This window comes from Streptomyces sparsogenes subsp. cuspidosporus (assembly GCF_039532705.1).
Lineage (GTDB): Bacteria > Actinomycetota > Actinomycetes > Streptomycetales > Streptomycetaceae > Streptomyces > Streptomyces sparsogenes.
This window is the reverse complement of the sequence record NZ_BAAASD010000037.1, coordinates 50,008-68,725: the sequence shown is the minus strand read 5'-3', so window position 1 is coordinate 68,725 and position 18,718 is coordinate 50,008. Positions and strand designations below refer to the sequence as shown.

The window sequence follows — 18,718 nt, the reverse complement described above, 5'->3', positions numbered from 1 at the left end:
GACCTGCCACCCCCCGCCGCGCCGATAGGCTTGCCACGGGGCCGCCCCGTCGAACCGCGCGGACCCCCTCAGCCCAGCCGAGATCCAGGAGCGGACCATGGACGTTGTGACCCCAGCCGGAGGCGACAACCGCGCGACGGCCCGCACCTGGCCGGACGTGCTCGACTCCCTGCTGCTCGGCCACGACCTCGCCGCCGACGACACCGCCTGGGTCATGGACCGCATCATGCGCGGCGAGGCCAGCGACGCCCAGATCGCCGGCTTCGCGGTGGCGCTGCGCGCCAAGGGCGCCACCGTGGCGGAGGTGTCCGGGCTGGTGCGCACCATGTACGAACACGCCAACGTGATCGAGGTCCCCGGGCCGACGGTGGACATCGTGGGCACCGGCGGGGACCGCGCCAAGACCGTCAACATCTCCACCATGTCGGCGCTCGTGGTGGCCGGCACCGGCGCCAAGGTGGTCAAGCACGGCAACCGCGCCGCGTCCTCCGCCAGCGGCTCCTCCGACGTCCTCGCCAAGCTCGGCGTCAACCTGGACCTGACCCCCGGGCGGGTGGCCGAGGTGGCCGAGGAAGCGGGCATCACCTTCTGCTTCGCGATGCGCTTCCACCCCGCACTGCGCCACGTCGGGACCGCGCGCAGCGAGCTCGGCATCGCCACCATCTTCAACTTCCTCGGCCCGCTCACCAACCCGGCCCGGGTGCGCGCCCAGGCCACCGGGGTCGCGGACGCCCGCATGGCGCCCATCATGGCCGGTGTGCTCGCCGAGCGCGGCTCCTGCGCGCTGGTGATGCGCGGCGACGACGGCCTGGACGAGCTGACCGTCACCTCGACCTCCCAGGTGTGGGTGGTCGAGGACGGCACCGTGCGGCAGGAGACCTTCGACCCGCGGGACGTCGGCATCGACCTGGTCCCGGTGGAGGCCCTGCGCGGCGCCGACCCCTCGTACAACGCGGACGTCGCGCGGCGGCTGCTGGCGGGGGAGCGCGGCCCGGTCCGCGACGCGGTGCTGCTCAACTCGGCGGCGGCCCTGGTCGCCCTGGAGGGCGGGACGGGCGGCAAGCCGCTCGCGGAGCGGATCGCCACGGGTATCGAGAAGGCCGCCGAGTCCATCGACTCCGGCGCGGCCCGCGCCTCCCTGGACCGCTGGGTCCTCGCCACCAACGCCTAGTTGTTTCAGGCGCCCCGGGTCCCGGCCCCTGCCCGCCATGCGTACGCATCGTCCGTATGGCGGACAGGGGTCCCGTGCGCGGGGCGCGGCGTGGCATACTCCTGCGCAGGTCACGAGCGACAGCGACTTCGGCCCCGGCCCGCTGTCCGGCAACCCTCCGTCCGTGGCGGGGTGCCCCGGGTGATGACCAGGCCGCAGGCAGCGAGGTCTGCGGCAAGCGCGGACCCCTCGCGAAACCCAGGGGTCCTGGTTGTCGAGGGAGTTCTTCCGTGATGCAGCGAATGCGCTAGGGCCGACGGCCCCTCTTCCCCCCTCAACCGGCGCGGTGCGGTCAATGCCCGCGCGTTGAGCATCCTTCCGCGTGCCCGGCGGCGGTCGCCGCGCGCACGCGTGACGCATTCACCTCTTCGTCCTCCCGGGAGACTTCGCCATGTCCGCGATCACCGCTGCCTCCGCCACCGAGACCCGCTCCCCGCTGCCCGTCCTCGGCCGCGACGTCCTCGTCCCGCTCGTGACCGGCGGCGAGGTCACCTACGCCGCGCTGGACTACGCCGCCAGCGCCCCCGCCCTCCAGCGCGTCTGGGACGACGTCGCGGCCTACGCCCCGTACTACGGCAGCGTCCACCGGGGCGCCGGCTACCTCTCGCAGCTGTCCACCGACCTGTTCGAGAACAGCCGCAAGGACGTCGCCGCCTTCCTCGGCTGCCGCCCCGACGACCAGGTGGTCTTCACCCGCTCCACCACCGACTCGCTCAACCTGCTCGCCGCCGTCCTCCCGCACGGCACCCGGGTGTTCGTGTTCGAGACCGAGCACCACGCCTCGCTGCTGCCGTGGCAGCAGCGGGAGGGTGTCGAGGTCGGCTTTCTGAGCGCGCCGCGCTCCCCGCGCGAGGCCGTCGAGACGCTGGACCGAGCGCTGTCCGCATGGCGGGCGGAGGGCCCGGCCGAGGGCGGGGCGGCCGGGCCGGCGCTGGTGTGTGTGACCGGCGCGTCGAATGTGACCGGCGAGCTGTGGCCGGTGCGGGAGCTGACCGAGGTGGCCCACGCGCACGGGGCCCGCATCGTGCTGGACGCGGCGCAGCTCGCCCCCCACCACCCGGTGGACATCGCCGCCTCGGACATCGACTGGGTCGCGTTCTCCGGGCACAAGCTGTACGCGCCCTTCGGGGCCGGGGTGCTGGCGGGGCGCGCGGACTGGCTGCGCGAGGCCCGGCCGTATCTGGCGGGCGGCGGCGCCAGCCGCAAGGTCGCCGTGCGCGTCCGGGAGGGGGGCGGCGGGGTGGACGTGGAGTGGCACACCACCGAGGCCCGGCACGAGGCCGGCTCGCCGAACGTGATCGGTGCGTACGCGATCGCCGCGGCCTGCAAGGCGCTGACCGAGGCCGGGTTCGAGGGCCTGGTGGCGCGGGAGCGGGAGCTGATCGCGAGGGTCCGCGAGGGCCTGGCGGAGGTGCCCGAGGTGCGGGTGCTGTCCCTGTTCGGCGACGACGCCCCGAGGGTGGGGGTCATCTCCTTCGTGGTGGAGGGCTGGAACAGCTCCCACTTCGCGGCCGCGCTCTCCGCCGAGTACGGCATCGGGGTGCGGGACGGGCTGTTCTGCGCGCATCCGCTGGTGCGCACCCTGCTGGGCGGGGAGCCCGGGGACCAGGGCGAGTGCGGGGCGCCGGAGGCCGCGCCGGGGGAGCGGTCGCTGAACGCGATCCGGGTCAGCTTCGGCGCGGGCACGCCCGACGAGCACGTCGAGCGGTTCATCGGCGCGGTGAAGGAGCTGGTCCGCGACGGCGCGAAGTGGACCTACCGCACGGAGGACGGGCGCTGCGTCCCGGACCGGGGCTGACCCCTGTACTCCGGGATCGAGGCCGGCCCGGGGCCCCGGCCTAGCCGTCGAGGCCGATCGCGAAGGCGGCCTCCAGGTCGTGCTGGGAGTAGGTGCGGAAGGCGATGTGGGTCTCGGTGGAGGCCACGCCCGGCACCTTGCTGATCCGGCCCGGGATGACGTCCGCGAGGTCGTCGTGCCGGGCCACCCGCACCATCGCGATCAGGTCGTGCGCCCCGGTGACCGAGTAGACCTCGCTCACGCCGTCGAGCGCGGCGATCTTCTCGGCGATCTCCGGGATCTGGTCCACGCTGGTCTTGATGAGGACGATCGAAGTGATCACGGCTGGCTTTCTCCCTCGCTGGGCCTGGCTGCCCTGTTCACTCTAGTCGTCCGCCCGAAGCGGACCCACGCGTAGAGGAACCCGAGGCTGAACCCGACCAGGTGGGCGAGGTAGGCGACCCCGGGGCGGTCGTCGGCGCCGTGGGCGGCCAGCCACTGCAGCGCGAACCAGAAGATCAGCACCACCCAGGCGGGGAAGCGGAGCGGCAGGAAGAAGAGAAACGGGAAGAGGCTGGTCACCCGGGCCCGGGGGAAGAGCCACAGAAAGGCGCCGAGGACCCCGGAGATGGCCCCGGAGGCGCCGACCAGGGTCTGGGTGGAGTCGGCGTGGGCCGCCGCGTAGCCGAGCAGCGCCAGATAGCCGGTGGCGAGGTAGAACAGGGTGAACTGGAGCCGCCCCATCCGCTCCTCCGCCATCGCCCCGAAGACGTACAGGAACAGCATGTTGCCCAGCAGGTGCAGCCAGTTGCCGTGGACGAACAGCGCGGTCAGCGGGGTCAGCGGCTCGGCGGGCGCGCCGCTCCACAGCGCGCTGGGCACCACTCCCCAGCGCTCGAAGTAGCCGGTCTGGGCGCGCAGCAGATCCCCGCCGGTGCCGTAGCCGGGGTTGAGACCGGAGGCCGGCCCCACGGCGAAGACGAGGCAGCAGGCGGCGATGAGGGCGTACGTCATCAGGGGGCGGCGGGGTCCCTTCGACGTCTCGATCATGGGCAGATCATGGCGTACCGGGCACAACCTGCCCAGAGCGCCTCGCCGCCGCCCGGGGGCGTGGCGGGGAGCGCGCCTGCCCCCGGCGCCGGGCGGGGCCGAGGCCGTAGGGTGACAGCACGCGAGTGCCAACCGAGTGCAAGAGTGGAATGAAGACGAGGACGACGACGCCATGGCCGTGCCCCAGCCGACAGCCGAGACCCGCTGGCGCTGCACCCTGTGCGGCAATCTGACCCGGTTCGATGTGACGCGGTCGATGAAGGTCGTCGACTACGTCCATCTCGAGCTGGGCGGGGAGCCCAGGGTCGAGGAGCGCGAGGTGGTCAGTGAGACCATTGAGTCGGTGCGCTGCCGCTGGTGCAACGCGGTCGACCAGATCGAGCTGGTGGACCGTCCGGGCGCGAGCGCGAGCGGCTGAGAAACGGAGCGGTGACAGGTGGTGGAGCGGACGGGCGACCCCGGGTCGGCCAGTGACGCCGAAGGCGTGGCCGAGGCGCTCGACCGCCCCCTGCCGGAGGGGGTCAGGCGCCGGGTGGTCGCCCTGGTCGCGGACGCCTTCGGCGGGCTGACGGTCACCGAGCTGCCGGCCCAGCTGCGGCAGTACGCGCGCTTCACTCCGACCCGCCGGGCGAAGTTCGCGGGCAACGCGATGGCCGCCGCGGTGGAGTCCGACCCGGTCTTCCGGCAGCGGATCGCGGGGCGGCTGCGGGAGACCCAGACGGAGCTGGCCGAGGCCATCGAGGGCGGCTCGCCGCCGGCCGCCGCCGATCCGGTGGACGTGGCGGCGCTGGCCTATGTGCTGCGGCCGGCCGGCTGGGTCAAGCTGGTCGAGGCCGCGGGCGAGGAGGCGCAGCGGGCCTCCGCGGAGCGGGCCGGCGAGGAGGCGGAGCGGGAGCTGCGGCGGCTGCGGGAAGAGCTCGCCGAGGCCCGGGCCGCGGCGCGCGCGGAGGCCGAGCGGTCCCGCGCCGAGCTGGAGGCGGCCCGCAAGGAGGCGGACACCCTGCAGCGGAAGCTGCGCAGCGCGCTCAGCGATGTGAAGCGGGGCGAGGCGGCGCTGCGCAAGGCCGCCTCCGAGCTGGACTCCGTGCGGTCCGCGGCCGCGGTGCGGCAGGCCACGGCGGAGGGCGAGGCGCGGCGGCTGCGGGCCCGGCTCGCGGAGACGGAGTCGGCGCTGGAGGCCAGCCGGCGGGCGGCGCGCGAGGGGCGCAGCGTCGAGGACATGCGGGTGCGGCTGCTGCTGGACACGGTGCTGGACGCGGCGCAGGGGCTGCGCCGCGAACTGGCGCTGCCGCCCGCGTCGATGCGCCCGGCGGACGCGGTGGACGCGGTGGAGCCGGGCAAGATGACGCCGAAGGACATAGCGACCAGGGCGCTGTCGGAGATGGACCCCGCGCTGCTGGACCAGCTTCTGGCGCTGCCCCAGGCCCATCTGGTCGTGGACGGCTACAACGTCACCAAGACCGGCTATCCGACCATGCCGCTGGAGAAGCAGCGGCTGCGGCTGCTGGGCGGGCTCGCGGTGCTGGCGGCCCAGACGGGCGCGGAGATGACCTGCGTGTTCGACGGGGCGGAGCTGGCCGCGCCGGTGCTGCTGGCGCCGCCGCGCGGGGTGCGGGTGCTGTTCAGCAAGCCGGGGGTGACCGCGGACGAGCTGATCAGACAGCTGGTGCGGGCCGAACCGCCGGGCCGGCCGGTGGTCGTGGTCTCGACGGACCGCGAGGTGGCCGACGGGGTGGCCAAGGCGGGGGCACGGCCGGTCTCCTCCGCGCTGTTGCTCAAGCGACTCGCGCGCACCTGAGCTGTCGCCGAGGGGCGGGCCGAGCGGCGTTTGACGTCTGCGGAGCGTCAATCGACCGTTACCGTATGTGTGTTGTTTGTAAAAGATGCGCCCGAAGACCGACTTTTTCGTCTGTGGGATTTGAACGGATCACGACGAGGTCACTAAGGTCGGCTCGAACCTCCGCGCGGTTGATCATCCATCCGGGATGACAGCGGGGGTACCGCCGAGTCCGCGTGCCCTGCGTTCCGCGGAGCCGGGGTTTGCCCCCACCCGGTAGGCGGCTGGAGGAAGAAGGAGCTCGCCTTCGTGGCGTCCCACCGTCGACCCAAGCAGCCGAGCCGCACTCGGGTAACCGTCTTCACCGCGACGGCCGCCGCGGCTGTCGCCCTCTCGTCCCAGGCCGCGCAGGCCGCGCCCAAGGCGGACAAGAAGGACGTCAAGGAGCAGGTCGACAAGCTCTACGAGCAGGCGGAGCAGGCGACCGAGAAGTACAACGGCGCCAAGGAGAAGAAGGAGAAGCTGGAGAAGCAGGTCGGCGAGCTCCAGGACAAGGTGGCGCGCGGCCAGGAGGAGCTCAACAAGCTCCGCAACGGCCTGGGTTCGATGGCCACCGCCCAGTACCGCTCCGGGGGCATCGACCCCTCCGTGCAGCTGCTGCTCTCCTCCGACCCGGACAGCTACCTCGACAAGGCATCCACGCTCAATCAGCTGAGCAGCAAGCAGGCCGAGTCGCTGCGCAAGATCGCCGACAAGCAGCGCACGCTCAAGCAGCAGCGCGAAGAGGCGGCCACCAAGCTGCAGGACCTCGAGGACACCCGCAAGGCGCTGGGTCAGAAGAAGAAGGAGATCCAGGGCAAGCTCTCCAAGGCCCAGCAGCTGCTGAACAGCCTCACCGCCAAGGAGCGGGCCGAGCTCGCCGCCAAGGAGAAGGAGCGCGCCAACCGCTCCAACGAGCGGGTGGATCTGGGCAACGAGGCCCCCAACTCCAACTTCGCCGCCGCCGCGCTGGCCGCCGCCAAGACGAAGATAGGCTCGCCGTACGTGTGGGGCGCGACCGGGCCCTCCTCCTTCGACTGCTCCGGGCTCACCGGCTGGGCCTACGCCCAGGCCGGCGTCTCGCTGCCGCGCATCTCCCAGGACCAGGCCAACGCCGGCACCCGCATCGGCCGCAGCGAACTCAAGCCGGGCGACCTGGTCCTCTTCTACGGCGACCTGCACCACATAGGCCTGTACGCGGGCAACGGCCAGGTCCTCCACGCTCCCAAGCCGGGGGCCAATGTGCGCTACGAGTCGATGGACAACATGCCGTTCATGTTCGGCGTCCGGGTCTGACGACCCGTCCCCGGACCGTCCGTTCGGGGGAATTAGGGGGAAGCCGACCACTCCCGCTGAGCGTCCGCCCCGCCGGTGACCTGCGTCTCCGGCGGGGCGTCACATTGTCTGCCCGGTACGGCCATTGGACCGTGCGTGATCGTCCGGTTACTGTCTGCGCGCAGTTCGTTGCGACGCGCCGAACACCCCCACACCGGACATCCCCACACATCAGACATTGCGACGCAACAGGCATTCCGACACAGCGGACTTCGCGATTCAGCGGACTTCCCGACACAGCGGAAGGGAGTGCGGCTTCCCCATGGCGTCCTCTCGCCGTCCCTCTCAGCCCGGAAACCCCCAGCCCGGCCCGGTGCGCTCCGGCTCCGGCCGGGCCGCCGTCCTGGGCCGGGTGACCGCCCTGACCGCCGCCTCGGCCGCCGTGGCCCAGGCGGCCGTGCTGTCGGCGGTCCCGGCCGGCGCCGAGCCGCGCGACCCCGCCCAGGACCCCACGGCCCAGGGCGCCACCCCCGGCGCCGTCCAGCGGCTCTACGCGCAGGCCGAGCGGGCCACCGAGCGGTACAACGCGGCCGAGGCGCACACCGAGGGGCTGCGCCGCCAGGTCGACCGGATCCAGGACCGCGTCGCCCGTGGCCAGGAGCGCCTCAACCGGATGCGGTTGGCGCTCGCCGCCCTCGCCGGCGGGCAGTACCGCTCCGGCGGCGTCGCCCCCGGCCTCGCCCTGATCCTCTCCGAGGACCCCGCCCACTACCTGACCAAGGCCGCCACCCTGGAGCGGATCGGCGAGCGGCAGGCCGGTCAGCTGCGGGTCTTCCAGGCCGCCCAGCGCACGCTGCGCCAGCAGCGCGCCGAGGCGGCCGCCCGGCTGGCGCGGCTGGAGCACAGCCGCAAGGCGGTCATCCGCCACAAGCGGGCGGTGCGGCACAAGCTGGCCACCGCGCGCCGGCTGCTCAACGCCCTGTCGCCCGGCGAGCGCGCGGCCTATCTGCACGGCTCCCCGGCGGCCCTCCAGCCGTCCGGCGTGCCCGATCTGCCGCCGTCCTCGCCGCGCGCCGCAGCCGCCCTCGAGGCCGCCCGCGGGGCGGTGGGCCGGCCCTACGCCTGGGGGCAGGCCGGGCCCGCGGCGTTCGACTGCTCGGGGCTGACCCAATGGGCGTACGGGCGGGCCGGGGTGGCGATCCCGCGTACCTCGCAGCAGCAGGCCTCCGCCGGGCAGCAGGTGACGCTCGGCCACATCCGCCCGGGCGACCTGGTGGTCTACCGCTCCGACGCGGGCCACGTCGGGATGTACGCGGGCGACGGGCGGGTCATCCACGCGCCCTACCCGGGGGCGCGGGTGCGGTACGACCCGGTCGGCATGATGCCGATTTCCGCCATCACACGTGTCTGATACGCGCGCCTGAATCCGGCCCGTCGGCCTCGTACGATCTACGGCGTGGCGGGTATGCGGCGGGCGGGCCGACGGCGGTGGGCGACCAGACGGGCGGCGGCGCTGTGCCTGGCCGCGCTCTGCGCCCTGCCGGCCACCGCGCTCACCGGCTGCGGCGCCGCCCCGCCCCCCGACGACGCCGCCGGGCGCGACGGGCAGGCCGTGCAGCGGCTGCTCGACCGGCGGGCCGCGGCGGTCCGGGAGCGGGACGCCGACGCCTTCCTGGCCACCGTCGACCGGAGCTCGGCCCGCTATCTGGCCGAGCAGCGGCGGATGTTCGCGAACCTGGCCGCCGTACCGCTGCGCTCCTGGACCTACCGCCTGGTGGACACCGGCGGCTTCACCCCCTCCCTCGGCCAGGGCCGCCGCCTCGCCGCCCGGGTCGAACTGCGCTACCGGCTCTCCGGATACGACACCGCGCCCGTGGTCGCCGAGGAGTATCTGACCCTGGCCCAGCGGAACGGGCGCTGGTACGTGGCCTCCGACGACGGCGAGGACGACGGCCGGCGGACCTCCGTGGAGCTGTGGGACCAGGGCGCGGTGACCGCCGTGCGCGGCGAGCACAGCCTGGTCCTCGGCGTGGGCCAGGACCGGCGGCGGCTGCGCGAGGTGGCGGCCGCCGCGGACCGGGGGGTGGGCGTGCTGCGGAAGGTGTGGCCGCACTCCTGGGCCGGGCGGGTCGTGGTGGAGGTCCCCGCCTCCCTGGACCGGATGGCCGCCCTGCTGGGCTCCTCCGCCAGCGGCTACCGCGGCATCGCGGCCGTCACCACGGGCGAGGTGGGCGGCGGCCGGGACGCGGCCGCCGACCGGGTCATCGTCAACCCCGAGGCGTACCGGATCCTCGGCGCCTTCGGCCGGCGCGTGGTCATCACCCATGAGACGGCCCATGTGGCCACCCGCGCCGCCACCACGGCCGCCACCCCGCTGTGGCTCTCCGAGGGCTTCGCCGACTGGGCGGGCTACCTGGGCGCCGGCCGCGCCCCCCACGAGGTGGCCCCCGAACTCGCCCAGGCCGTCGCGGCCGGCCGGCTGCCGGACGCGCTCCCGGCGGACGGCGCCTTCAGCTTCGGCGGCAAGGCCGAGCGCCTGTCCCAGGCGTACGAGGAGGGCTGGCTGGCCTGCCGCATGATCGCGCAGAAGTGGGGGGAGCGGAAACTCGTCGCGTTCTACCGGGCGGTGGGCGAGAGCCCGCGCCGCGAGGGGGCGGTGGAGTCCGCGCTGCGCGAGGTGCTGGGCGTGGGCCTGGGCGAGTTCACCGACCTGTGGCGCGCGTACGTGGCCGCCCAGTTCGGCGTGGACCGCCCGGCCCGCTGAGCCTCCCTCAGGCCACCTCAGGCCCCTGCCCCTCCGGCCGGGGCGGGACCTCCGGCCGGGGCGGGACCTCCGGCCGGGGCGGAGCCTCCAGTCGGGACAGGGCGTCCGCGAGCCACCGCCTCTCCTCGGCGGTGGTCGCCCGGGCGATCCGGAGCATGCCCTCGCGGAAGACGTCCCCGGCCCCCTCGGCGCGGACCGGCTGCCCGCCCTCGTAGAAGAAGCTCGACGGGGCGTCCAGGAACGCCTGGCGGCGGCGCAGCACGGCCGCCTGCTCGGCCGGGTCTGGCAGATGGCGGAGGAAGGCGAGCAGCGTGAAGAAGCGCTGGCCGTCAGTGATCTCCACGTCCTTGGGCGCGCGCAGCCGGGACAGCAGTTCGGCGCGGCCCGCGTCGGTGAGGGACAGCACCCGGCGCGGGGCGGCGCCCGCGCCCGGCTCGGTGCGCTGGTCCAGCAGGCCGGCCCTCGTCAGCCGGGTGATCGCCGGATAGAGCGCGCCGTCGCTGACCGGGCGTACATGGCCGCTCAGGGCCGTGATGCGCTCCTTGAGCTCGTAGCCGTGGAGCGGCTGGTCGTACAGGAAACCGAGGATCGACAGCTCCAGCACCTTCGGTGACGCCCCTTCCCCTTGCGTTTCCCTTGTCCGCTCGCCCGCGCCATGATACCTCTCATCGCGGTACCTCTAAACGAGGTATTCGATCGTCGCGGGGGAGGGAAGCGATGTCGTCCGAGCAGCGACGGGTCAGGGAGCAACAGGGCAAGGCGCACCGGGGCCGGCTGGTGAGGCTGGCGTATCCGGTCTACGGCGAGCTGCTGGCCGGTGTGGTCGCCGGAATCGTCAACATGGTGTGGGTGGCCCGCCTCGGCGGCCCGGCCGTCGCCGCCGTGGCCGTGGCCACCAACGTCGAGAACCTCGCCCTCGGCCTGATCCTCATGGCCGGCAGCGGCACCACCGTGCTCGTGGCCCGCGCCCGGGGCGCCCGCGACCCGGCGGCCCTGCGCACCGCCGTGCGCGGCGGCTGGGCGCTCTGCGCGCTGCTCACCCCGGCCGTCGCGGTGGGCGGCTGGGCGCTGCGCGAGCCCCTGGCCTTCCTGGTGCTCGGCGGCGGCGACGGGCCGGCCCAGCGGCTGGCCGCCGGCTACTTCGCGATCTCCCTGCCCGGCCTCGCCGTCTTCTTCGCGCAGAACCTCCTCGACGGCATCCTCAAGGGAGCCGGGGACACCCGCACCCCCATGCGCCTCGCCTTCCTCGGCAACGCGCTGATCCTCGTCCTCGACCCGCTGCTGATCTTCGGCCTGTGCGGGCTGCCCGCGCTCGGCGTCCACGGCGCCGCCTGGGCCACCGTCGCCGGCCGCTCGGCCGCCCTCGCGGCCGGCCTGGTGGCGCTCCGGAGCAACCCCCTGCTGCGCCAGGCCGCCACGGCCCGCCCCGCCGGGCGCACCTGGAGCGCCCTGCGCGCCACCGCCGCCACCGGCCTGCCGATGGCCGCCGACTTCACGGCCCGGATGGCCGGCTCCCTGCTGCTGGTCGCCGTCGTGGCGCGGATCGGGGTGACCTCCGTCGCCGCGTACGCCATCGCCACCAAGGCCATGTACGTGGCCACCATGTCCTTCTACGCGGTGCGGCAGGCCGCCGCCATCCACACCGCCCACACCCTCGGCGCCGGCCGCGACGGGCGCGCCGCCATCGCCCGCCAGGCCGCGCTGCTCGGCGCCGCGCTCGGCGTGCTGGCCGCCCTCGCGCTGCTGGCCGCCGCGCCGTGGGTGATGCGGGCCTTCGGCGCCCGGCCGGACGTCGCCGCGGCCGGCACCGCGTTCCTGCGCTGCCTGGGCCCGTATCTGGCCCTCCTGGGCTGCTTCATCGCCGTCGGCGGGGTCTTCGAGGGGGCCGGGGGCAGCCCGCTGATGCTGCGCGTCACCCTCGCCGGCACGGCCGTCCAGCTGCCCCTGGCCCACGGCCTCGCCGGCTTCGGACTGCCCGGGGTGTGCGCGGCCATGGCGCTGGCCGCCGCCCTCCAGTGCCTGGCCGTGCTGGCCCTGTCCCGCCGCTTCGCCCCGCCCCCGGCGGCCGCCGAGCGGGCGCCGGACCGGGTCGGCGCGTCCTGATCGGACCCGTACCGACCGCCCCCACCCGGTACTGTCGGCGGGGATGGACAAGACCCTGATCGTCACCAACGACTTCCCGCCCCGGCCCGGCGGCATCCAGGCGTTCCTGCACAACATGGCGCTGCGCCTGGACCCGGGGCAGGTCGTCGTCTACGCCTCCACCTGGAAGCACGGCCGCGAGGGTGCCGAGGCCACCGCCCGGTTCGACGCCGAGCAGCCGTTCCGCGTCGTACGGGACCGCACCACCGTGCTGCTGCCCACTCCGCGGGTGACCCGGCGGGCCACCGAGCTGCTGCGCGCCCACGGCTGCACCTCGGTGTGGTTCGGGGCCGCCGCGCCGCTCGGGCTGATGGCCCCCGCGCTGCGCCGGGCCGGCGCCCGGCGGCTGGTGGCGACCACCCACGGGCACGAGGCGGCCTGGGCCCAGCTGCCCGCCTCCCGGGGGCTGCTGCGCCGCATCGGCGAGTCCACCGACACCCTGACCTACCTCGGCGAGTACACCCGCTCGCGGATCGCGGCGGCGGTCGGGCCGGAGGCCGCGGCCCGCATGGTCCAACTGCCGCCCGGCGTGGACGAGAAGACCTTCCACCCCGACTCCGGCGGCCAGGAGATCCGCGCCCGGCTCGGGCTCGCCGACCGTCCCGTCGTCGTCTGCGTGTCCCGGCTGGTGCCGCGCAAGGGACAGGACACCCTCATCGAGGCCATGCCGCGGATCCTCGCCGAGGTCCCGGACGCCGTCCTGCTGATCGTCGGCGGCGGCCCGTACGCCAAGGAACTGCACCGGCTGGCCGAGACCACCGGGGTCGCCGGCTCCGTGCGCTTCACCGGCGCGGTCCCCTGGGAGGAACTGCCCGCCCACTACGGCGCGGGTGACGTGTTCGCCATGCCGTGCCGCACCCGCCGTGGCGGGCTGGACGTGGAAGGGCTCGGCATCGTCTACCTGGAGGCGTCCGCGACCGGTCTGCCCGTCGTGGCGGGCGACTCCGGTGGCGCGCCGGACGCGGTCCTCGACGGCGAGACGGGCTGGGTGGTGCGCGGCGGCTCCGCCGGGCAGGCGGCCGAGCGGATCGTGGCGCTGCTCCAGGACCCCGAGCTGCGGCGGCGGATGGGGGAGCGGGGGCGCGCCTGGGTGGAGGAGCGCTGGCGCTGGGACCTGCTCGCCGAACGCCTGGAGGGCCTGCTCTGACCGGTGACCCCGGGGCGAGGCCGGCCGGGGGCCCCGGGGACGAGCCCGGCCGGTAATGAACCCGGCCGGGAATGAGCCTGACCGGGGACGGGGCCGTCAGCCCTGGTAGAGGGCCTCGATCTCGGCCGCGAAGTCCTTGGCCACCACGTTCCGCTTGAGCTTCAGCGACGGCGTGACATGCCCGCCGTCCTCGGTGAACTGCGTGGTGAGGATCCGGAACTTGCGCACCGACTCCGCCTTGGAGACCGCCGCGTTCCCGTCGTCCACCGCCCGCTGGATCTCGGCCAGCAGATCGGGGTCCTCCCGCAGCTCCGCCACCGTGGCCCCGGCCGGCTTGCCGCGCTCGGCCAGCCAGCGGGGCAGGAACTCCTCGTCGACGGTGACCAGCGCGCCGACGAAGGGGCGGCCGTCGCCGACCACCATGCACTCGGCCACCAGGGCGTGCGCCCGGATCCGGTCCTCGATCACCGCCGGGGCCACGTTCTTCCCGCCCGCGGTGATGATGATCTCCTTCTTGCGGCCGGTGATGGTGAGATAGCCGTCCTCGTCGAGCGTGCCCACGTCACCGGTGTGGAACCAGCCGTCGGACAGCGCCTCCGCCGTCGCCGCCTTGTTGTTCCAGTACTCGGTGAACAGGTGGTCGCCGTGCAGCAGCACCTCGCCGTCGTCCGCGATACGCACCACCGTGCCCGGCATCGGCTGACCCACCGAGCCGATCTTCTGCCGGTCCCACGGGTTGAAGGTGGTCGCCGCGCAGGACTCCGTCAGCCCGTAGCCCTCCAGCACCGTGAAGCCGATGCCCCGGTAGAAGTGGCCCAGCCGGGCGCCCAGCGGGGCGCCGCCGGAGATCGCGTGGGTGGCCCGGCCGCCCAGCGCGGCCCGCAGCTTGCCGTAGACCAGCCGGTCGAAGATCCGGTGCCTGATCCTGAGACCGAAGGACGGACCGCCGGGGGTGTCCAGCGCCTTGCTGTAGGCGATGGCGGTCTCGGCCGCCCTGTCGAAGATCTTGCCCTTGCCGTCGGCCTGCGCCCTGGCCCGCGCCGAGTTGTACACCTTCTCGAAGACGCGCGGCACGCCCAGCACCAACGTCGGCCGGAACGAGGCGAGTTCGTCGGTGAGCGTCTTGATGTCCGGCACATGACCCAGCTTGATCGGCGCCAGCGCCGCCGCGATCTCCACCAGCCGCCCGAGGACGTGCGCCTCGGGCAGGAACAGCAGCACCGACGACTCGCCGGTCACGAACATCGGCTTCAGACGCGCCACCACATTGCCGCACTCCGCGAAGAAGCTGCGGTGGGTGAGCACACAGCCCTTGGGGCGCCCGGTGGTCCCCGAGGTGTAGACGATGGTGGCCGGGGAGTCGGCGTTCGCGATGGCGCTGCGCTCGTCGACCACCTCGTCCGCGATGTCCGCGCCCAGCTTCCGCAGGGTCTCCACTGCCCCGCCGCCCTCGATCCGCCAGAGGTTCGCGAGCGCCGGCAGGGTGTCCCGTACGGACTCGACGGCGGCCTCGTGCGCGGCGGTCTCCACCACGGCGGCCACCGCGCCCGAGTCGCCGAGGATCCACTGCGTCTGCTCGGGGGAGCTGGTCTCGTAGACCGGCACCGTCACCGCGCCCGCGCTCCAGATGGCGAAGTCCAGCAGCGTCCACTCGTAGCGGGTGCGGGACATCAGCCCCACCCGGTCGCCCGGCTCCACCCCGGCCGCGATCAGCCCCTTCGCCGCGGCCCGCACCTCCGCGAGGAACTCGACGGCGGTCACGTCCCGCCACTGACCGTCGACCTTCCGGCCGACCACCGCGACCTCGGGGTGGTGGGTGGCGTTGCGCCGGATGAGGTCGGTCAGATTCCCGTCGGCCGGAACCTCGTACAGGGCCGGAAGGCTGAACTCGCGCAAGACTGCTGCTCCTCGTCGGGCGCCGGCGCCGCTACACGGGCAATGGGGGGGTGATGGACTGCCCGGACGTTACCGATGGGTATGCCGTCTGGGATAGGGGGCGCTCCCAGATGTTCGCTGCGTCACACACCGCTCTCGTACTGGCCGCAGACTAGTCGACCCCGCCCGGGACCCGGAAGTAACCGCAGGTGGCGGCGGGGTGGTGCGGGGGCCGTGCCGGACGGGCGGGCGGCCCGGGTCTAGGCTGACCGCCATGCGAGTTCACGTGGTCAGCGACGTGCACGGCAACAGCCGGGACCTCAGGACGGCGGGCGACGGGGCGGACGCCCTGATCTGCCTCGGCGACCTGGTCCTCTTCCTGGACTACGCCGACCACTCCCGCGGCATCTTCCCCGACCTGTTCGGCGTCGAGAACGCCCACCGCATCGTCGAGCTGCGCACCGCCCGCCGGTTCCAGGAGGCCCGCGAGTTCGGCAACCGGCTGTGGAACGGGATGGACCGCGAGGCCGCCATCGAATCCGCGGTACGCCGCCAGTACGCCGAACTCTTCGCGGCCTTCCCCACCCCCACCTACGCCACCTACGGCAATGTCGACATCCCGAAGCTGTGGCCCGAGTACGCCCGCCCCGGCACCACTGTCCTGGACGGCGGGCGGGCCGAGATCGGCGGCCTGGTCTTCGGCTTCGTCGGCGGCGGGCTGCGCACCCCGATGCGCACGCCGTACGAGATCGATGACGAGGTCTACGCCGCGAAGATCGCGGCGCTCGGCGAGGTCGACGTGTTGTGCACCCACATACCGCCCGACACCCCCGAGCTGTGCTACGACACCGTCGCCCGCCGCTTCGAGCGGGGCAGCGCCGCCCTCCTCGACGCCATCCGCGCCACCCGGCCCAAGTACGCCCTCTTCGGCCATGTCCACCAGCCACTCGCCCGCCGGATGCGCATCGGCGCCACCGAGTGCGTCAACGTCGGACACTTCGCCTCGACCGGGACCCCCTGGACCCTGGAGTGGTGAGTCGAGTGGTGAGTCGCGCGCGGTAGCCTTCAGCGGCAGAGAGCGGCGAAACAACGCGGATCAACACCGACCAATACCGAAGGACCACGGCGATGGCGGAACACACCAGCTCGAGCATCACGATCGAGGCGGCACCGGCCGACGTGATGGAGGTGATCGCCGACTTCGACCGCTACCCGGAATGGTCCGGAGAGGTGAAGGAGGCCGACGTCCTCACCAAGGACGACCAGGGGCGCGCCGAGAAGGTGCGGATGCTGCTCGACGCCGGGGCGATCAAGGACGACTACACCCTGGCGTACACCTGGACAGGTGGCAACCAGGTCAGCTGGTCCCTGGTGAAGTCCCAGATGCTCCGCTCCCTCGACGGCTCGTACCGGCTGGCCCCCCTCGACGGCGGCAAGCGCACCGAGGTCACCTACCAGCTCACCGTCGACGTCAAGATCCCGATGCTCGGCATGATCAAGCGCAAGGCCGAGAAGGTCATCATCGACCGCGCCCTGGCCGGCCTGAAGAAGCGGGTGGAGAGCGCCGCCTAGCCGTATCGAAACGGGCCCGACCGGGCCCGAGGCCCCCGGCCACCCACCCCTCGGCGCGGGCGCGACCGCGAGCGCCGCCGATCCCGCTACCGTCGGGAAGACACGCCCCACCCTGCCCGGAGGCTCCTTCACATGCGTACGGTCCTCGTCACCGGTACCGGCGGCGCGGGCCGCACCACCGTCGCCGCCGCGACCGCGCTCGCCGCGGCCCGCGAGGGGCGGCGCGCCCTGCTGCTCACCGCCGACCGCGACGGCACCCCGGAGGCGCTGCTGGGCATCCCCGCGCCCCGGCCCGCCGCCGCGCCGGCCGTCCGGCGGCTGCCGTGGTCCCCGCCGGTCGAGGCCGCTCCCGGGCTGTGGGCCGCGCGCGTCGCCGCCGACGACTGGTTCCGCGGCGAGCTGACCGCCCTCCAGGAGCGCGGCCATGGCGCGCTGGACATGCTCGGCGCCGCCCCGCTGGACCCCGAGGAGCTGACCGGCCTGCCCGGCACGGAGGCCTTCGCGCTGCTGCGCGCGCTGCGCGCCGCCCATGACGCGGGCCCCGCCGTGGCCGGCTGGGACGTCCTGGTCGTCGACATGCCGCCCGCCCCGGACACCGTCGCCGTCCTCGCCCTGCCCGAACAGCTGCGCCGCTATCTGCGACGGCTGCTGCCCGCCGAGCGGCAGGCGGCGCGCGCCCTGCGGCCGATGCTCGCGCAGCTCGCCGGGGTGCCGATGCCCGCGCAGAAGCTGTACGAGACGGCCGAGCGCTGGGAGCGGGAGCTGGCCGCCGTCCAGGCCCTGATCGAGTCCGAGGCCACCACCGTACGACTGGTGGTGGAGCCCGGGCCGCTCGCCGACCGGGCGCTGCGCACCGCCCGCGCCGGACTCGCGCTGTACGGCTGCCGGGTGGAGGCCGTGGTCGCCAACCGGCTGCTGCCCACCGGCGCCGCCGACCCCTGGCTCGCGGCGCTGTCCGGCCGGCAGCAGGCCGCGCTCAAGGAACTGCACGGCGAGTGGGCCCCCGAGGTCCCGGTGCGCGAGCTGCCCCACCTGGGCCGCGACCCGATCGAGGCGGGCGACCCGGGCGAGGCGGTCGGCCCCGGCGAAACGGGGGTCCCGGTCGAGGCGGGCGGCGCGGCCCACGACGGCGGCCCCGCCACCGGGCTCGCCGCCCTCGCCGGCCCGGCCGGCGCCCCCGGGCCGCGCCCGGACCGCCCGGCCGCCGAGCCGTGGACGGTCGAGGACCGGCTCGCCGACGAAGGGGTGCTGGTGTGGCGGCTGCCGCTGCCCGGCGCCGACCGGGACACCCTCGGCCTGGTACGCCGCGGCGACGAACTCATCATCACCGTCGGCCCGTTCCACCGCGTCCTGCCGCTGCCGTCCGCCCTGCGCCGCTGCACCGTCTCCGGCGCCGGGCTGCGCGACGGCAGCCTCCACGTCCGCTTCGCCCCGGACCCCGAACTGTGGCCCAGGGGCCTGTGACGCCTCCAGCCCCTTTCCTCGCCTCGGCGTTCCGGTAACGTCGGGAGTAAGCCCGGATGAACGCCCCCGGGCGGCCAGTCACCCCGCCGCAGGAGCCCGCCATGAGCGACGCCACCGAGCGCCCCGCCGAACCCCCGGTCGACGAGGTCCCGGTCACCGACATCGACCCCGACGCCTGGGAGCGGGCCTGCGCCGAGGACCTCGCCGCGGAGCGCGCCCGCCGCCGGTCCCAGGAGGGCGGCCAGGAGCAGCCGGGCAGCGCCGCCGAGGAACTGCGCAAGCTGGCCGAGGCCATCGCCGACCGGTTCGCCGGGCCCCAGGCACCGCTGGCCGGGACGGCCGTGCACGGCGCCGTACAACACTTGATCGCACAGGCGAAGTCCGCCGTCGAGCCGGTCATTGAGCGGAACCCCGAGGTCTTCGACCATCTCGCCACCGCGGGCAGCGAGCTTCTCGCCGCCTACCGGGCGGCAGTTCTGGGCCAGGAGCAGCGCTGGACGCGGGGCGCCGAGGGCGCCGGCGGCACGCACGAGGACGGCCCCGACAAGGGCGGCGAGTCTTCGAGTAGTGAACACATCGACCTCGACTGAGCCCCACCTCCGGTACCGTTGTGCTCGGCGGGGTTC

The 18,718-nt window shown here is 74.2% G+C and carries 17 protein-coding genes and 1 riboswitch; of the genes, 13 read left to right on the top strand and 4 right to left on the bottom strand.

Annotated features, from left to right (window positions below):
• Positions 1-97: 97 nt before the first annotated feature.
• Together trpD and ABFY07_RS32165 are read left to right on the top strand one after the other, a co-directional pair.
• On the top strand, positions 98-1,171 hold the full coding sequence (gene trpD, locus ABFY07_RS32170) for an anthranilate phosphoribosyltransferase (RefSeq protein ID WP_346177875.1): 1,074 nt from the start codon (positions 98-100) through the stop codon (positions 1,169-1,171).
• A 108-nt stretch (positions 1,172-1,279) separates the two neighbouring features.
• Positions 1,280-1,397: riboswitch (SAM riboswitch) on the top strand.
• Between the two features lie 204 nt (positions 1,398-1,601).
• A complete protein-coding gene (locus ABFY07_RS32165) occupies positions 1,602-3,008 on the top strand; it encodes an aminotransferase class V-fold PLP-dependent enzyme (RefSeq protein ID WP_346177874.1) in 1,407 nt (468 codons plus the stop codon).
• 40 nt (positions 3,009-3,048) lie between these two features.
• On the opposite strand, the gene ABFY07_RS32160 is transcribed toward ABFY07_RS32165, so the two are convergent.
• On the bottom strand, positions 3,049-3,330 hold the full coding sequence (locus ABFY07_RS32160) for an Lrp/AsnC ligand binding domain-containing protein (RefSeq protein ID WP_065958606.1): 282 nt from the start codon (positions 3,328-3,330) through the stop codon (positions 3,049-3,051).
• On the bottom strand, positions 3,327-4,037 hold the full coding sequence (locus ABFY07_RS32155) for a rhomboid family intramembrane serine protease (RefSeq protein ID WP_346177873.1): 711 nt from the start codon (positions 4,035-4,037) through the stop codon (positions 3,327-3,329). The genes ABFY07_RS32160 and ABFY07_RS32155 overlap by 4 nt, the downstream gene beginning before the upstream one ends.
• Positions 4,038-4,209: 172 nt before the next feature.
• On the opposite strand from ABFY07_RS32155, the gene ABFY07_RS32150 reads away from it, so the two are divergent.
• The 5 genes from ABFY07_RS32150 (at position 4,210) to ABFY07_RS32130 (ending at position 9,892) form a co-directional block, all read left to right on the top strand.
• On the top strand, positions 4,210-4,455 hold the full coding sequence (locus ABFY07_RS32150; protein WP_065958605.1) for a hypothetical protein: 246 nt from the start codon (positions 4,210-4,212) through the stop codon (positions 4,453-4,455).
• A gap of 18 nt (positions 4,456-4,473) precedes the next feature.
• Positions 4,474-5,835: an NYN domain-containing protein gene (locus ABFY07_RS32145; RefSeq protein WP_346177872.1), complete on the top strand. Its 1,362-nt coding sequence runs from the start codon at positions 4,474-4,476 to the stop codon at positions 5,833-5,835.
• Positions 5,836-6,123: 288 nt separating this feature from the next.
• A complete protein-coding gene (locus tag ABFY07_RS32140) occupies positions 6,124-7,149 on the top strand; it encodes a C40 family peptidase (protein ID WP_346177871.1) in 1,026 nt (341 codons plus the stop codon).
• 301 nt (positions 7,150-7,450) lie between these two features.
• The gene (locus ABFY07_RS32135) at positions 7,451-8,539 is read left to right on the top strand and encodes a C40 family peptidase (RefSeq protein WP_346177870.1); all 1,089 of its coding nucleotides are present in this window, start codon (positions 7,451-7,453) and stop codon (positions 8,537-8,539) included.
• A 54-nt stretch (positions 8,540-8,593) separates the two neighbouring features.
• The gene (locus tag ABFY07_RS32130; RefSeq protein ID WP_346177893.1) at positions 8,594-9,892 is read left to right on the top strand and encodes a hypothetical protein; all 1,299 of its coding nucleotides are present in this window, start codon (positions 8,594-8,596) and stop codon (positions 9,890-9,892) included.
• A gap of 7 nt (positions 9,893-9,899) precedes the next feature.
• On the opposite strand, the gene ABFY07_RS32125 is transcribed toward ABFY07_RS32130, so the two are convergent.
• Positions 9,900-10,496, bottom strand: coding sequence for a PadR family transcriptional regulator (locus ABFY07_RS32125; protein WP_346177869.1), 597 nt, complete (start codon positions 10,494-10,496; stop codon positions 9,900-9,902).
• Positions 10,497-10,609: 113 nt separating this feature from the next.
• Here ABFY07_RS32125 and ABFY07_RS32120 point away from each other — a divergent pair, with 113 nt between their 5' ends.
• Entirely contained in the window at positions 10,610-11,995 is a 1,386-nt protein-coding gene (locus ABFY07_RS32120; protein ID WP_346177868.1) for an MATE family efflux transporter, read from the top strand.
• A 43-nt stretch (positions 11,996-12,038) separates the two neighbouring features.
• Entirely contained in the window at positions 12,039-13,181 is a 1,143-nt protein-coding gene (locus tag ABFY07_RS32115) for a glycosyltransferase family 4 protein (RefSeq protein WP_346177867.1), read from the top strand.
• A 96-nt stretch (positions 13,182-13,277) separates the two neighbouring features.
• On the opposite strand, the gene ABFY07_RS32110 is transcribed toward ABFY07_RS32115, so the two are convergent.
• On the bottom strand, positions 13,278-15,077 hold the full coding sequence (locus tag ABFY07_RS32110; RefSeq protein WP_065958598.1) for an AMP-dependent synthetase/ligase: 1,800 nt from the start codon (positions 15,075-15,077) through the stop codon (positions 13,278-13,280).
• Between the two features lie 253 nt (positions 15,078-15,330).
• Here ABFY07_RS32110 and ABFY07_RS32105 point away from each other — a divergent pair, with 253 nt between their 5' ends.
• The 4 genes from ABFY07_RS32105 (at position 15,331) to ABFY07_RS32090 (ending at position 18,682) form a co-directional block, all read left to right on the top strand.
• Entirely contained in the window at positions 15,331-16,092 is a 762-nt protein-coding gene (locus tag ABFY07_RS32105; RefSeq protein ID WP_346177866.1) for a metallophosphoesterase family protein, read from the top strand.
• Positions 16,093-16,184: 92 nt separating this feature from the next.
• Positions 16,185-16,628, top strand: a complete 444-nt coding sequence (locus tag ABFY07_RS32100; RefSeq protein ID WP_346177865.1) for an SRPBCC family protein — start codon at positions 16,185-16,187, stop codon at positions 16,626-16,628.
• A gap of 132 nt (positions 16,629-16,760) precedes the next feature.
• Positions 16,761-18,092, top strand: coding sequence for an ArsA family ATPase (locus tag ABFY07_RS32095; RefSeq protein ID WP_346177864.1), 1,332 nt, complete (start codon positions 16,761-16,763; stop codon positions 18,090-18,092).
• Between the two features lie 101 nt (positions 18,093-18,193).
• Positions 18,194-18,682, top strand: a complete 489-nt coding sequence (locus ABFY07_RS32090; protein ID WP_346177863.1) for a DUF5304 domain-containing protein — start codon at positions 18,194-18,196, stop codon at positions 18,680-18,682.
• Positions 18,683-18,718: the final 36 nt, after the last annotated feature.